Origin of the sequence: Mycobacterium sp. D16Q13, from assembly GCF_002013375.1 — a bacterium.
In the GTDB taxonomy this organism is placed as follows: domain Bacteria; phylum Actinomycetota; class Actinomycetes; order Mycobacteriales; family Mycobacteriaceae; genus Mycobacterium.
In genome coordinates this window covers 119,018-133,112 of sequence record NZ_MAEW01000012.1, presented here as the reverse complement: position 1 = coordinate 133,112, position 14,095 = coordinate 119,018, and the positions used below count along the sequence as shown (strand labels likewise).

The 14,095-nt window shown below is 65.2% G+C and carries 18 protein-coding genes; 15 read left to right on the top strand and 3 right to left on the bottom strand.

Features of this window, described 5'->3' with window-relative positions:
- From B4400_RS15300 to B4400_RS15275, 6 genes are all read left to right on the top strand, one after another.
- On the top strand, nucleotides 1-164 hold a 164-nt coding region (locus tag B4400_RS15300; RefSeq protein ID WP_139361422.1), incomplete at its 5' end, for a P-II family nitrogen regulator.
- Between the two features lie 36 nt (nucleotides 165-200).
- Entirely contained in the window at nucleotides 201-2,579 is a 2,379-nt protein-coding gene (locus tag B4400_RS15295; protein ID WP_078356026.1) for a [protein-PII] uridylyltransferase, read from the top strand.
- 76 nt (nucleotides 2,580-2,655) lie between these two features.
- Complete coding sequence (locus tag B4400_RS15290; RefSeq protein ID WP_078311124.1) at nucleotides 2,656-3,003, top strand: hypothetical protein; 348 nt, start codon at nucleotides 2,656-2,658, stop codon at nucleotides 3,001-3,003.
- 87 nt (nucleotides 3,004-3,090) lie between these two features.
- On the top strand, nucleotides 3,091-4,653 hold the full coding sequence (ffh, locus tag B4400_RS15285) for a signal recognition particle protein (protein ID WP_078311123.1): 1,563 nt from the start codon (nucleotides 3,091-3,093) through the stop codon (nucleotides 4,651-4,653).
- A gap of 4 nt (nucleotides 4,654-4,657) precedes the next feature.
- A complete protein-coding gene (locus B4400_RS15280) occupies nucleotides 4,658-5,725 on the top strand; it encodes an amidohydrolase family protein (RefSeq protein ID WP_078311122.1) in 1,068 nt (355 codons plus the stop codon).
- 9 nt (nucleotides 5,726-5,734) lie between these two features.
- Entirely contained in the window at nucleotides 5,735-5,989 is a 255-nt protein-coding gene (locus tag B4400_RS15275; RefSeq protein WP_078311121.1) for a hypothetical protein, read from the top strand.
- On the opposite strand, the gene B4400_RS15270 is transcribed toward B4400_RS15275, so the two are convergent.
- Nucleotides 5,986-6,861 carry a D-alanyl-D-alanine carboxypeptidase family protein gene (locus tag B4400_RS15270; RefSeq protein WP_139361426.1) on the bottom strand — a complete coding sequence of 292 codons (876 nt, stop codon included), beginning with the start codon at nucleotides 6,859-6,861 and terminating at the stop codon, nucleotides 5,986-5,988. The genes B4400_RS15275 and B4400_RS15270 overlap by 4 nt on opposite strands.
- 64 nt (nucleotides 6,862-6,925) lie before the next feature.
- Here B4400_RS15270 and B4400_RS15265 point away from each other — a divergent pair, with 64 nt between their 5' ends.
- Nucleotides 6,926-7,945 (top strand): LLM class flavin-dependent oxidoreductase, encoded by a 1,020-nt coding sequence (locus B4400_RS15265; RefSeq protein ID WP_078311169.1) that lies wholly within the window; start codon nucleotides 6,926-6,928, stop codon nucleotides 7,943-7,945.
- Here B4400_RS15265 and B4400_RS15260 read toward each other — a convergent pair.
- Nucleotides 7,942-8,349: a PaaI family thioesterase gene (locus B4400_RS15260; protein WP_078311168.1), complete on the bottom strand. Its 408-nt coding sequence runs from the start codon at nucleotides 8,347-8,349 to the stop codon at nucleotides 7,942-7,944. The genes B4400_RS15265 and B4400_RS15260 overlap by 4 nt on opposite strands.
- 11 nt (nucleotides 8,350-8,360) lie before the next feature.
- Between B4400_RS15260 and B4400_RS15255 the strand changes: the two genes are divergently transcribed.
- The 5 genes from B4400_RS15255 (at nucleotide 8,361) to trmD (ending at nucleotide 11,032) form a co-directional block, all read left to right on the top strand.
- Entirely contained in the window at nucleotides 8,361-8,798 is a 438-nt protein-coding gene (locus B4400_RS15255; protein ID WP_078311120.1) for a nuclear transport factor 2 family protein, read from the top strand.
- Nucleotides 8,799-9,029: 231 nt separating this feature from the next.
- Nucleotides 9,030-9,515, top strand: a complete 486-nt coding sequence (gene rpsP / locus B4400_RS15250) for a 30S ribosomal protein S16 (protein WP_078311119.1) — start codon at nucleotides 9,030-9,032, stop codon at nucleotides 9,513-9,515.
- Nucleotides 9,516-9,523: 8 nt separating this feature from the next.
- Entirely contained in the window at nucleotides 9,524-9,766 is a 243-nt protein-coding gene (locus B4400_RS15245) for an RNA-binding protein (RefSeq protein ID WP_005081564.1), read from the top strand.
- 5 nt (nucleotides 9,767-9,771) lie between these two features.
- Nucleotides 9,772-10,302, top strand: coding sequence for a ribosome maturation factor RimM (gene rimM / locus B4400_RS15240; RefSeq protein ID WP_078311118.1), 531 nt, complete (start codon nucleotides 9,772-9,774; stop codon nucleotides 10,300-10,302).
- A 10-nt stretch (nucleotides 10,303-10,312) separates the two neighbouring features.
- Entirely contained in the window at nucleotides 10,313-11,032 is a 720-nt protein-coding gene (trmD, locus tag B4400_RS15235; RefSeq protein WP_078311117.1) for a tRNA (guanosine(37)-N1)-methyltransferase TrmD, read from the top strand.
- On the opposite strand, the gene B4400_RS15230 is transcribed toward trmD, so the two are convergent.
- Complete coding sequence (locus B4400_RS15230; RefSeq protein ID WP_078311167.1) at nucleotides 10,979-11,884, bottom strand: serine hydrolase; 906 nt, start codon at nucleotides 11,882-11,884, stop codon at nucleotides 10,979-10,981. The genes trmD and B4400_RS15230 overlap by 54 nt on opposite strands.
- A gap of 282 nt (nucleotides 11,885-12,166) precedes the next feature.
- On the opposite strand from B4400_RS15230, the gene rplS reads away from it, so the two are divergent.
- Genes rplS through B4400_RS15215 form a run of 3 tightly spaced genes read left to right on the top strand, consistent with a single transcriptional unit; the run spans nucleotide 12,167 to nucleotide 14,085 of the window.
- Nucleotides 12,167-12,508 carry a 50S ribosomal protein L19 gene (gene rplS, locus B4400_RS15225; RefSeq protein ID WP_078311116.1) on the top strand — a complete coding sequence of 114 codons (342 nt, stop codon included), beginning with the start codon at nucleotides 12,167-12,169 and terminating at the stop codon, nucleotides 12,506-12,508.
- Between the two features lie 16 nt (nucleotides 12,509-12,524).
- The gene (gene lepB / locus B4400_RS15220) at nucleotides 12,525-13,403 is read left to right on the top strand and encodes a signal peptidase I (RefSeq protein WP_078311115.1); all 879 of its coding nucleotides are present in this window, start codon (nucleotides 12,525-12,527) and stop codon (nucleotides 13,401-13,403) included.
- 10 nt (nucleotides 13,404-13,413) lie between these two features.
- Nucleotides 13,414-14,085 (top strand): ribonuclease HII, encoded by a 672-nt coding sequence (locus tag B4400_RS15215; protein ID WP_078311114.1) that lies wholly within the window; start codon nucleotides 13,414-13,416, stop codon nucleotides 14,083-14,085.
- Nucleotides 14,086-14,095: the final 10 nt, after the last annotated feature.

The window sequence follows — 14,095 nt, the reverse complement described above, 5'->3', positions numbered from 1 at the left end:
TTCGCGTCGAGGTAGTGGTGGACGACAGCGCCGTCGACAAGGTCGTCGAGGTCATCGTGACCGCCGCACGCACCGGCAAGATCGGCGACGGCAAGGTATGGGTGAGCCCGGTTGACTCGGTGGTGCGGGTGCGCACCGGCGAGCGGGGGACCGACGCTCTGTAGGGCTTGGGCCCTCTAACCGCTTAGGACGGTAATCACATGGGCGCCGCAACGGACCTCGTGGCCGCCAGGGCGCAGCTGCTCGGTGAGAGCGGCCGGCTCAACGCCGGTGCGATTCGGGAGGCGATGACCGACCTCAATGAGCTGTGGCTGACAGCCAAGGCCGCCGAGGTCGGCATCACCGACTCCAGTGGATTCGCCATCGTGGCACTCGGCGGCCTGGGTCGACGCGAGATGCTGCCGCACTCGGATCTGGATTTGGTACTCCTGCACGACGAGAACATCGCGCCGGAGACTCTCGGCGAGGTCGCCGACGGGCTGTGGTATCCGTTGTGGGACGCCAATATTCGACTCGATCACAGTGTCCGGACGGTTGCGGACACCTTGCATGTCGCCGGGCAGGAGATGTCGGCGGCGCTGTCGCTGCTCGATGCCAGGCACATCGCCGGGGACGCGCAGCTGTCCAGCCTGATGATCGGCGGAGTGCGCCAGCAATGGCGTTCGCAGATCCGGACTCGTCTCGACGAGCTGATCGAATACACGCAAGCGCGATGGCGGCGCAGCGGTGAGATCGCACACCGGGCCGAACCCGATCTGAAGTCCGGCCGCGGTGGTCTGCGTGATGTTCAGCTCTTGCGCGCGTTGGCCATTGCTCAGCTCACCGACAGTGGTCTGGCGAAGTCGTTCGACGGCGCGCATTCGGTCATTCTGGATGTTCGCACCGAATTGCATCGAGTCGCCGGGCGAGAGCGCGATCAGCTGCTGGCCCAATTCGCCGACGAAATCGGTGCGGCGCTGCGCGTTGGCGATCGCTTCGACCTGGCCAGGATGCTGTCCGACGCGGCCCGCACCATCAGTTACTCGGTGGATGTCGGACTGCGCGCGGCCGCCAATGCAATTCCCCGACGGGGTATTTCAGTGCTCCGGCGCACAGTCCGACGTCCGATCGACGAAGGGGTGGTAGAGCATGCCGGAGAGGTGGTGCTGGCCCGTGACGCCCGCCCGGAACGGGACCCGTCGCTGATCTTGCGTGTGGCAGCGGCATCGGCGACCACCGGTCTGCCGATTTCCGCGTCCACGTTGGGTCGTCTTGCCGAATCCGCTCCGGAGCTTCGCGCGCCCTGGCCCCGAGAGGCGCTCAAAGATCTGCTGGTGCTGCTGGAGGCAGGTCGTCATGCGGTGGCCACCATCGAGGCGCTGGACCGAACTGGGTTGTGGGGCAGGCTGTTTCCAGAATGGGGCCCGGTGCGAGACCTGCCGCCGCGCGACATCGTGCACATCTGGACCGTGGACAGGCATCTGGTCGAGACGGTCGCGCAGGCGAGCGCGTTCACCACCAGAGTCTCTCGGCCCGATCTACTGATTCTCGGTGCGCTGGTGCACGACATCGGCAAGGGCCGCGGCGGTGATCACAGTGTCGTCGGCGCTGACCTGGCCGTGCAGATTGGCACCCGACTGGGTCTGTGGCCCTCCGATGTGGAGCTGCTGTCCAAGATCGTGCGCTATCACCTCTTGCTGCCCAACACCGCGACGCGGCGTGACCTCGCCGACCCGGAAACCATTGACACCGTGGTCGACACGCTCGGCGGTGATCTCCTGCTCCTGGAGCTGCTGCAACAGCTCGCCGAGGCGGACTCGCTGGCTACCGGCCCCGGGGTGTGGGGCGATTGGAAGTCGTCGCTGATCGGGGAATTGGTGCGCAAATGCCGGATGGTGATGCGCGGTGAACAGCTTCCCGAACCCGATCCCATTGACCCGGAACTGCTTTCGTTGGCAGCCGACGGGGGAGTGCAGGTACGGCTGGTGCCCGCGGGATCGCCCCACATGTACTCCGTGAGCATGATCGCGCCCGATCAGCGCGGGCTGCTCTCCAAGGCCGCCGGGGTGCTGTCGCTGAACTCCTTGCGGGTGTTCTCGGCCTCGGTGGCGAGTCATGCCGGGTCGGCCATCAACACCTTCGAGGTGTCGCCACGGTTCGGTTCACCTCCGGCGGCCGGGCTGCTGCGTCAGCAGCTGATCTCGGCTCTGGATGGCGATACCGACATCATCGCGGCACTCGACGAGCGCGAACGCGAATCCGCGCAGTTCGGAAGCGGCCTGGTCGGGGATGCGACACCTGCTGTCCCCACCAATTACGCGCCCGCGCCGCCCCGCATCCGCTGGTTCGAGCCTGCCGGGAATCCCGACCAACAGATTGTGGAGATCCGCACCTCTGACGCGCCGGGGCTGCTGGCGCGCATCACCGCGACCCTGGAGCGGCACGGCGTGGATATCGCGTGGGCCAGGGTCAACACGCTGGGTTCCTCGGTGGTCGACACATTCTGTCTGAGCACCGGGCCTGAGCAGGCGGTATTGGAGGCGGCCATCGCCTCGGTGCTACCGGCGGCGGCACCCGAGCCGAAGAGGGCGGCCAGCTAGCGCGTACAAGCGATGTGGCAGTGGTTGGCAGCGCTGCCGGTAGCGATGGCAGCAGGTCACGGGCGATCGTCGGGGCATGGCATTTCTTGAGGACCGAACGAGCGGGGCGCACCCGCCGAACGTCCACCCGCGTGTGGAGCTTGTGAAAGACGCCTTCGCCACGATGGCGGCCCTGGATCTTGACGGCTATCTGAAGTTCTTCTCGGACGATGTCGAGCACGTGCTCGCACCCGTCCCGAAGATCAAGGGCAAGGAGAACCTATGGATCCGGTTTCGGATCAAAGCCACTATGAGGTTTGTCGATGACAAAGTCGTCTTCTGGCGGGACAGCGTCGACTACCCGAGCCTCATCGGGTGGAGCCTGCGCGGTCTCGCCGGCACCCTCATTCCGCGATTGCGCCCGCAACCTCCAGTCACCGGGTAACAGCGGAATCGGCGGGCGAGGTCGAGCTGATCCCGATTGCCCGCCACGACGGAGGCACAAAAGGGGCAGCCAGCTAGGCTGGTCGACGTGTTTGAATCGCTGTCTGACCGGTTGACCGATGCCCTTGCTGGCCTACGGGGCAAGGGACGTCTGTCCGACGCCGATATCGACGCGACCTGCCGGACCATCCGGCTGGCGCTGCTGGAAGCTGATGTCGCGCTGCCCGTCGTGCGCACCTTCATCGGGCGCATCAAGGAACGTGCCAAGGGAGCCGAGGTTTCCGGCGCGCTGAACCCGGCGCAGCAGGTCGTCAAGATCGTCAACGAGGAGCTGATCGGCATCCTCGGTGGGGAAACCCGTCAGCTGGCCTTCGCCAAGACCCCGCCGACCGTCGTCATGCTCGCCGGTCTGCAGGGTGCCGGTAAAACCACCCTCGCCGGCAAGCTCGCGAAATGGCTTAAAGGGCAAGGACATACCCCGCTTCTCGTGGCCTGCGACCTGCAGCGCCCCGGCGCGGTGAACCAGCTGCAGGTGGTCGGTGAGCGTGCCGGAGTCTCCGTCTACGCGCCGCATCCGGGTGCCGCACCCGGCGGGCTGGAGGTCGGCTCATTGGTGGGTGATCCGGTCGCGGTGGCCCGTGACGGTCTCGCCCATGCCAAGGCTCAGCACTTCGACGTGGTGCTCGTCGACACCGCGGGCCGTCTCGGTATCGACGCCGAACTGATGGACCAGGCGGCCCGCATCCGTGACGCCGTCGACCCCGACGAGGTGCTCTTCGTCCTCGACGCCATGATCGGTCAGGACGCGGTGAGCACCGCCGAGGCCTTCCGCGCAGGTGTCGGATTCACCGGTGTCGTCCTGACCAAGCTCGACGGCGATGCTCGCGGTGGTGCCGCGCTTTCGGTGCGTGAGATTACCGGCACCCCGATCTTGTTCGCGTCGACCGGCGAAAAGCTGGAGGACTTCGACGTCTTCCACCCCGACCGGATGGCAAGCCGCATCCTGGGCATGGGCGACCTGCTGTCCCTCATTGAGCAGGCCGAACAGCATTTCGATGCCGAACAGTCCCTGGCCGCTGCCGAGAAGATCACCTCGGGAGAGCTGACGCTCGAGGACTTCCTGGAGCAGATGCTCGCGATCCGCAAGATGGGACCCATCGGCAACTTGTTGGGCATGCTGCCCGGCGCCGGTCAGATGAAGGACGCGTTGGCCGCCGTCGACGACAAGCAGCTGGACAGGGTCCAGGCCATCATTCGCGGGATGACACCCGCCGAACGATCCGACCCGAAGATCATCAATGCCTCGCGGCGACTGCGCATCGCCAACGGTTCCGGAGTCGCAGTCTCAGAGGTCAATCAGCTTGTGGACCGCTTCTTCGAGGCGCGCAAGATGATGGCGTCGATGGCGGGCCGGATGGGTATGGGCGCCATCAGTCGCAAGAGCAACCGCAAGGGCGGCAAGAACACCAAAAAGGGCAAGAAGGGTTCACGGGGTCCCACACAGCCGAAGATCCGGGGTGGATTTCCGGGGATGCCCCCGGGGATGCCGGCCGGATTCCCCGATCTCTCCGGGATGCCGGAGGGGCTCGGCGAATTGCCGCCAGGTCTGGCCGATATCGATATCTCGAAGCTGAAGTTCCCCAAGAACTGAGCTGATGCGCGTGCACCTGCGGGGCCGAACTCTTCCGTCTGAAGAGCCGATCGATCTGTGGGTGCGTGACGGCGTCATCAGCCGTGAACCGATCGCGGGTGCCGACACCCTCTTCGACGGCGGGTGGCTGCTGCCTGGACTTGTCGACGCGCACTGTCACGTCGGTGTCGGGCCGCACGGTCCGACCTCGCTGGAAGAAGCGGTCGCGCAGGCCGAAGCCGAGCGCGAGGTGGGCGCACTGCTGTTGCGCGACGCCGGATCCCCGGTGGACACCCGCGGTTTCGACGAGCGAGAAGACCTGCCGCGCATCATCCGCGCGGGCAAGCACCTAGCCAGGCCCAAGCGCTACATCCCCGGATTGCCCATCGATATCGAGGACGAATCGCAGCTTCCGGAAGCGGTGGCCCTGCAAGCGCGTTGGGGCGATGGCTGGGTGAAGTTGGTGGGGGACTGGATCGATCGCTCCGTCGGCGACCTGGCACCACTGTGGTCGGACCAGATTCTCGAACAGGCCATTGAGGCCGCGCACGCCCAAGGTGCGCGGGTCACCGCGCACGTCTTCGGCGAGGACGCGCTGCCGGGCTTGATTCGCGCCGGGATCGACTGCATCGAGCACGGCACCGGCCTCACCGATGACACGATCGCCTTGATGGTCGAGCACGGCACCGCGCTCGTTCCGACCGTCATCAACATCGAGAACTTCCCGGGAATCGCCGACTCCGCGGCGAAGTACCCGGTCTACGCCCAACACATGCGCGACCTGTACGCAGGCCTGCATACGACCTTCGGGAACGCCTATGACGCCGGAGTACCGATCTACGCGGGCACCGATGCCGGCGGCGGGATCGCGCACGGGCGCATCTCCGATGAGGTCGCCGCGCTCACCCGCATTGGCATGGACCCCACCGATGCGCTGGGTGCGGCGTGCTGGCGCGCGCGGGATTGGCTGGGGCGGCCGGGACTTGAGCATGGCGCACCCGCCGACGTCGTCGGATATCACGAAGACCCGCGCACCGGTCCGCACGTGCTGTCGCGGCCTGATCTCGTCGTGCTGCGCGGTCAGATTCGCTAGAGTTCGGCCATGCGAACGGTGGGGGTTTTGGTGAGCATGTTGGTTCTATCAGTCGCGATTCCGGCCACTGCTCACGCCGACACCCTCTGCGGGGACTTCAACACGATGGATGACGCCGGAAAGTTGGCGGCGGTTCAGGAGGCGGCCGCGGGCGGCAATGCGGTGGCCCAGATCTCACCCAAGGACGCCGTCGCGCTGGCAATTGCCATGTGCCGGGTGCGCGTGGGCGAAACAGTGCTTCAGGTGCTCAATTCCAAGGCTTAAAGCGAACCGACGGTGACCTGACCGTCGTTGGCGAAGCCCCAGTCGAACAGGCTCGTGGCCTGATCCCAATACGTCGGCCCGCCCTCGTGCACCAGGCCGTACATCATCGACACCACAAGGCGCTTGCCGTCGCGCTCAGCGGCCACGACATAGGTCTTGCGAGCCATATCCGTGAAGCCGGTCTTGCCGCCGATCACTCCCGGATAGCGGTACATCAGCTCGTTCTGATTGTGCAGCCCGCGCCCCGGGAAGGGTGCGCCCGGCTGTGCGGTGATCCCGGCGAACACCGGATTGGCCAGTGCCGCACGGAATATGACGGCTAGATCGTGAGGGCTCGATCGCATGTCCATGCCGGGTGCATCCAGACCCGACGGCGAGTCGGTGTGGGTGGATGTCGCACCCAGGGCCGCGGCCTTGGCGTTCATCTTGTCGACGGTGGCCTGTCGTCCGCCGAGCAGGTGCGCCAGGGTGTTGGCCGCGTCATTGCCGGACTCCAGCAGTGCCGCGTCGAGCAGCTCGCGCGCGGTGTAGGTCTGGCCCGCCTTGATGCCCACGCAGTTGCATTCGGCTTTCGCGTCCGCGGCATCGGCGACCACGGTGGCATCCAGCGGCACCTCGTCGAGAGCCACCAGGGCCAGCAGCACCTTGATGGTGCTCGCGGGGGGATGTACGGCGTAGGGGTCGCGTGCGGCAAGGATCTGACCGGAGTCCAGGTCCGCCACCAACCATGCCTGCGCCGGACCCTCCGGCGGCGGTGCCGCCGTATCGGCGCGCGCGACACCGGGGATCGCGAGCATGAGGAGCAGGGCGCTGAGCACCGCGAATACGCGGAAGCGGCGAGGCCGCGGCAGGGAAGACATCGGCTCCGACACTAGCGCGGCGGGTATCGGGAACATAACCGGACTGCGGTCCGTTTATGTTGTCATGACGAATCAAGTGCAGTTTGGTTTGGACACCTTCGCCGATGTCCCGGAAGGCATGAGCAATCCGGAAGCCATCCGCGCCGTGGTCGAGGAGGGGGTGCGCGCGGACCAGGTCGGCGTCGACATCTTCGCCATCGGGGAGCATCACCGCAGCGAGTTCGTGGGGGAGTCCCCGGAGATGATGCTGGCCGCGATCGCCGCCCGTACCGAGCGGATCACCCTCGCGACCGCCGTTACGGTGCTCAGCACCGACGACCCGGTGCGCGTGTATCAGCGGTTCGCGACCCTCGACGGAATCTCCGGCGGCCGGGCCGAGGTAGTGCTCGGTCGTGGGTCGTTCACCGACTCCTTCCCGTTGTTCGGATACGACTTGAAGGACTATGAGGAACTCTTCGAGGAGAAGTTCGATCTGATGGCGAAGCTGCTGCCCGGAGATCCGGTGACATGGTCGGGGCAGCTGCGTTCCGGGCTGGACAACGTCGAGGTCTATCCCAAGACAGCCGACGGCCTGCGCGCCTGGGTCGGAGTGGGCGGCTCGCCGGATTCGGTGGTCCGTAGCGTGCGGTACCGCATTCCGATGATCTTGGCGATCATCGGCGGCAACCCCATGCGGTTCGAGCCGTACGTGGACCTCTACCGTCGGGCGCAACGCGAACTCGGTGTCACCGAGCCGATGCCGCTGGGCATTCATAGTCCGGGGCATATCGCCGAATCCGACGAGGAGGCGATCGCGCAGTACTGGCCGGGATTCAGGGAGCTGCGCACCACGATTGGGCGAGAGCGCGGCTGGCCAGCCCCGCGCTACGAGGATTACCTGGCCGAGGTGAAGGCCGGCTCGTTGTACGTCGGCTCACCCGACACCGTGGCGGCCAAGATGGCCAAGACCATTCGCGGACTCGGCGCAGACCGGTTCAGCATGGTGTACCAGGCCGCCCAGCCTGGGTTGGGCATGCAGAACGTGGAGCTGTACGGCAGCGAGGTCATCCCGCGCGTGCGCGAGCTGTTAGCCAAGGACGAGGCGGGAGCCGCCTAAGCGAAGTTGTAGGTGGCCAATGCCTTTGCCACCACCTGACCGGTGGAATCGGAGACCGTCACCTCGATGTTCGATAGCCGCTTACCGCGGCGGACCACCTGGCCCACCGCGGTAAGGTCGGCGGCTTCGGCTGCGGACACGTAGTTCACGGTCAATGAAGCCGTTGAGCCACCGAACTTTTCGGGTACCACGTCGTCGGCCCAGGCCGCGGCCATGGCGGCGGTGTCGGCGAGGGTGGCGATCGCGCCGCCGTGCACCGTGTGGCCCATGGTGGCCAGTTCAGGTTTGAACGGCATGCCCAGCACCGCGCGATCGTTGCCGATCTCGGTCAGGGCGATTCCCAGATGCTGACACAGCGGAGAGTTCGGGACGAATTGCGTGATGATTTCGGTCCGAGTGGGCATGCTCACAAGCTATGACATCCGCGTGGACCCTCGACGAAGTTTCCGACCGCCTGCAGATCCAACAGCTCCTGGTCGATTACGCGACCGCCATTGACAATCGTCAGTTCGACGACCTGGACGAGGTGTTCACGAACGACGCGTACATCGACTATCGCGCCATGGGCGGTGTCGACGGCGAGTATCCGGACGTCAAGGCATGGTTGGCGCAGGTGCTGCCGGCATTTCCGATGTACGCGCACATGCTGGGAAACGTCTCGATCCACTTCGATGACGAGGAGCGGAGCGCGGCGACCGTGCGCAGCCTGTGTTTCAACCCGATGGTGCCGGGCGGTGACACCGAACAGGTGCTTTTCCTGGGACTTTGGTACGACGATGCCGTGGTGCGGACCCGCCATGGCTGGCGGCTGACGCGTCGTGTCGAGACGAAGTGCTTTAACCGGCTGGTCTAGCAGCCACAAACCCGCCGACACGCCGTGTTTGGTGCGGGCTTCTCGGACGATGCGTCGAAAACCGTAGTTTCGGTGTGATTTGGGCTGGTAGGTCATGCTCTGGCACAATGACCCGGTCCGCGAATTGGCTAAGGCCACCAGCGGTCAGACCCACGCGAGGCAAAACCGGATCGTGCATGTCCGCACGTGTCGCCGAATTGCCGCGTGATACCTCAAGGAGAAGTTGTAGTCATGGCTGTCAAGATCAAGCTCACCCGCCTCGGGAAGATCCGCAACCCGCAGTACCGCATCCAGGTCGCCGATGCGCGCACCCGCCGTGAAGGCCGCGCCATCGAGGTGATCGGCCGGTACCACCCGAAGGAAGAGCCCAGCCTCATCGAGATCGACTCCGAGCGCGCGCAGCACTGGCTGTCGGTGGGCGCGCAGCCGACCGATCCGGTGTTGGCCCTGCTGAAGATCACCGGTGACTGGCAGAAGTTCAAGGGCCTCCCCGGCGCCGAGGGCACCCTGAAAGTCAAGGAGCCCAAGCCCAGCAAGCTGGAGCTGTTCAACGCCGCCCTGGCCGAGGCCGACGGTGCCCCCACCGGTGAGGCCATTCAGCAGAAAAAGAAGAAGGCCCCCAAGAAGGACGAGAAGGCTGAGGCCGCCGATGCCGAGGCTCCGGCCGCGGAAGCCGCCGAGGCTCCTGCCGAATCTGCTGACGCCGCAAGCGAATAGGACCTCGGATGAGTTCTGTCGTGGTCGACGCCGTCGAGCATCTGGTACGAGGAATCGTCGACAACCCCGACGATGTCCGCGTTGACCTGGTGACGAATCGTCGCGGCCGCACGGTAGAGGTTCACGTCCACCCCGACGATCTCGGAAAGGTGATCGGTCGGGGCGGGCGTACCGCCACCGCGCTGCGCACCCTGGTCGCGGGTGTGGGTGGCCGCGGCATCCGGGTCGACGTGGTGGATACAGACCGGTAGCTCCGATGGAGCTTGTGGTCGGGCGTATCGCCAAGGCGCACGGCGTCACGGGCGAATTGGCGGTAGAGATCCGCACCGACGATCCGGACGAACGTTTCGCTGCCGGTTCGGTGCTGAATGGTCGGCTGCCCCGTGGTGGCGGCAGCCGTGAGTTCGTCGTCGAATCGGTGCGTGAGCACAGCGGACGGCTGCTGATCAGATTTACCGGGATATCCGATCGTGACGCGGCAGATGCGTTGCGTGGCACCCTTTTCACGGTTGAGGCCGGTGAGCTTCCTCCCCTTCAAGATCCCGACGAGTTCTACGACCATCAGCTCGAGGGGCTTACGGTGCGGACTCAGGACGGCACCGCCATCGGGACCGTTTCCGAGGTATTGCACACCCCCGGTGGTGAGCTCCTTTCGGTGAAGCCCCCGAGCAGTGACCGGCAGGCCGAGATTCTCGTGCCGTTTGTCTCTGCCATCGTCACGTCGATCTCGCTGGCGGACAAGGTGATCGAGATCGACCCGCCAGAAGGCCTGTTGGACCTGTCGTGAGAACCCTGGCATGAAGATAGACGTCATCACGATCTTCCCGGACTATCTGCAGCCAGTACGGCAGTCCTTGCCGGGCAAGGCCATTGATGCGGGGCTGGTTGACGTCGCCGTGCACGATCTGCGGCGCTGGACACGCGACGTACACAAGTCGGTCGATGATTCGCCCTACGGCGGCGGGCCCGGCATGGTGATGAAGCCGACGGTCTGGGGTGATGCCCTGGATGAGATCTGCACACCGGAAACGCTTTTGGTGGTGCCGACGCCCGCCGGGTATCCCTTCACGCAGGAGACTGCCCGTCACTGGTCCACCGAAGACCATCTGGTGATCGCGTGTGGACGCTACGAGGGAATCGATCAGCGCGTTGCCGACGACGCCGCGACCCGGATGCGGGTGCGCGAGGTGTCGATCGGCGATTATGTGCTCAATGGCGGGGAGTCCGCGGCGCTGGTAATCATCGAGGCGGTACTGCGGCTGGTTCCCGGAGTGCTGGGCAATGCACTTTCCGCGCAAGAAGATTCACACTCTGACGGGCTTTTAGAGGGGCCGTCCTACACCAGGCCGCCGAGTTGGCGGGGGATCGATGTACCGCAGGTGCTGCTCTCTGGTGACCACGCCAAGATTGCGGCGTGGCGGGCCGAGCAGTCACGTCAGCGGACCGCGCAGCGGCGCCCGGACCTACTCGGTTTCGATTCGTCCACCGGGGAACATGGCGGCGACGGCCTGAGTTAGCGTGTTGCGCGCCGTCGCATCGTTGGCGGTCTGCAGGGATGACACCACCACGATGAATCGCCGGTCGGGGCCCACGACCCCCGTCGAAAGATGCATCCACGCGGACCCGACACAGCACATCCAGCCCTGCTTCACCGCGACGGGCTCACCGGGAATGCCGTCCGGGATCCCGAAGCGCTGGGGATAGCCGTCGATGCCGTTGGGCGTTGAGCGGGCAAGGTCGTCCATGATGATGTTCGCGCGCTCGGGAGGCAGGCCCCCCGCGCCGGAGAGCAGCATGTCGTAGTACTGCACCAGGTCGTTAGCGGTGCTGATGGTGTTCCACCACATGCCGTCGGAGGGCACGTTGGTGGAGGCGAGCCCATATCGCGCGGCGACGCGGGTGATGATCGAGTTGCCGCCCCCGCGCTGCCAGAAGATCTCGGCGGCGCTGTCATCGGAGGACTGCAACATCCGGTCAAACGAGATGCGATCCGAGGGCGTCAGGGTGACCTCGCCCGTCGATTCCCTCATCAGCAGATCGTCGGCGATGAACAGTTTTGCCACCGAGGCGATGGCAATGGTGCTGTTGTTGCCGTTGGAGACCACGGCTCCCGAGGCGCGATCCTTGATCACCGCGGTCAGCACGGCGCCGGCGCTCTTGGCCTGGGCGGTTGCTGCGGTGGTGCGCTCGGGCAGGGTCTCGAAAGAAGGGGGACTCTCCACCGCGAAGACCGGTGCCGGTTCGGCCGGAGCGCTCACGACCGCCAGCACGGGGGTAGCTGGATCGCTGCGTACCGATGCCACACATCCCGAGGTCAGCGTGGTCACTGCGGTGAGCGTCAAGCCCACGAACAGGTGCTGGCCGCGCATCACGTAGACCCCCTCTGCGGTCAGACTCTGATTTTGTTACCGATGTGGCAGATGTTCCGGTCACGGTAGCTTACTAGTACTGTCTGGATAGTCGCTGCCCAAGGGGTGCCCGGGTGGGCGATTTCACTGGAAGGGCCCCTGTCTGGCACAATTGACTAGCTGTCTGCTGCCGCTTGGCCACAAACCAGACAGAACCAAGCAACTACTGATCGGCCGAGGTGCATACCCCGTATGCGACCCGGCCGCGCGATTGAGTCGAGAGACCAAGAGGGAAGTACACCGATGAACACGTTGGACTTTGTCGATCAGGCGTCGCTGCGCCAGGATGTGCCTGATTTCCGTCCCGGCGACACCGTCAACGTGCACGTCAAGGTGATCGAGGGCTCCAAGGAGCGCATCCAGGTCTTCAAGGGTGCCGTGCTGCGGCGCTCCGGTGGTGGCGTGAGCGCCACCTTCACCGTCCGCAAGGAGAGCTACGGCGTCGGCGTCGAGCGCACCTTCCCGGTGCACTCCCCGAACATCGACCACGTCGAGATCGTCACCCGCGGTGCGGTTCGTCGCGCCAAGCTGTACTACCTGCGCGAGCTGCGTGGCAAGAAGGCCAAGATCAAGGAGAAGCGCTGACCGAGTCGGCGCTTTCATGACAGCACCGGTGTCAGGGGAATCAGGACCGTCTGAGTCGTCCGCGCAGACCACCGCCGATACTCCCGAAGCCGAATCAGCCGCTGAGGCGTCTTCCGCAGCATCGTCGAAGGACGAAGACAGCGGCTCGGGCATGCTCAAAGAGGTCGGCGTTCTGCTGCTGATCGCTCTGGTGCTCTACTGCATCACGCAGAACTTCATCGCCCGTCCGTATCTCATTCCGTCGGAGTCGATGGAGCCGACCTTGCACGGCTGCCGTGGTTGCACCGGCGACCGGATCATGGTCGACAAGGTGGTGTTCCGATTCTCGGATCCCGAGCCTGGTGATGTTGTGGTGTTCAAGGGCCCGCCCGAGTGGAACGGCAACTACCGGTCGATCCGGTCAGACAACACCGCCGTCCGATACCTGCAGAACGCCCTGTCCTTCATCGGCGTGGTACCCCCCGACGAGAACGACCTGGTGAAACGTGTCATCGCGACCGGTGGGCAGACCGTGGAATGCCGCTGGGACACGGGCCTGACGGTCGATGGCAAGAAGCTCAACGAGCCGTATCTGGATCCGGAGACCATTGGTCCCGGCAGCGACATTGATCCCACCAACGCTTGCTGGAGTTTCCAGTTCGGCCCCGTCAAGGTGCCGGAGGGCAAGCTGTGGATGATGGGGGACAACCGGACGCACAGCGGCGACTCGCGCGCGCACTGCCAGAGCCTCGAACGGGATGCCAGGCCAGGGATGGACGAGCGTCAGAGGGTCTACTGCACCGGCGATCCGAACATCGGCACGGTGCCCGTGGATAACGTCATTGGCAAGGCGCGATTTATCGCATGGCCACCCGGACGGTGGGGCGGCGTCGCATCGGTGAATCCCCAGACGTAGCCCTAGCGGTATGACTACCAGCTGGCCCCCACGCACGGTGATTCGCAAGGCATCCGGATTGCGCACCCTCGAATTGACACTCGACAGAGTGGGTTTGGGCCCGGTTGCCGGTGTTGACGAGGCGGGGCGCGGGGCCTGCGCGGGACCGTTGGTGATCGCCGCGTGCGTGCTGGGCTCAAACCAGCGGAAAAGCCTTGCCGCGCTCAATGACTCGAAGAAACTCAGTGAGAAGATGCGCGAGACATTGTTTCCCCTCATCTGCCGGTATGCCGAGGCGTATCACGTGGTGTCGGTGCCGGCCGAAGAGGTGGATCGTATTGGCGTGCACGTGGCCAACATTGAGGGAATGCGACGTGCGGTCGCGGGTCTGGGTCTCAGGCCGGGATACGTGCTGACTGACGGATTCCGGGTGCCGGGGCTGCCGGTACCCTCGCTGCCCGTGATCGGGGGTGACGCCTCGGCGGCCTGTATCGCCGCGGCCAGCGTGTTGGCAAAGGTCAGCCGCGATCGGGTGATGGTGGCCATGGATTCCGATCATCCGGGGTACGGATTCGCGGTGCACAAGGGCTACAGCACGGCCGTCCATACCGAGGCGTTGCGGCGTCTGGGACCGTCAGTTCAGCATCGACAGTCGTTCGTGAACGTGCGCAATGCGGCGCAAGGAAGTTCACAGGGGGGATAATGGAAAGTCT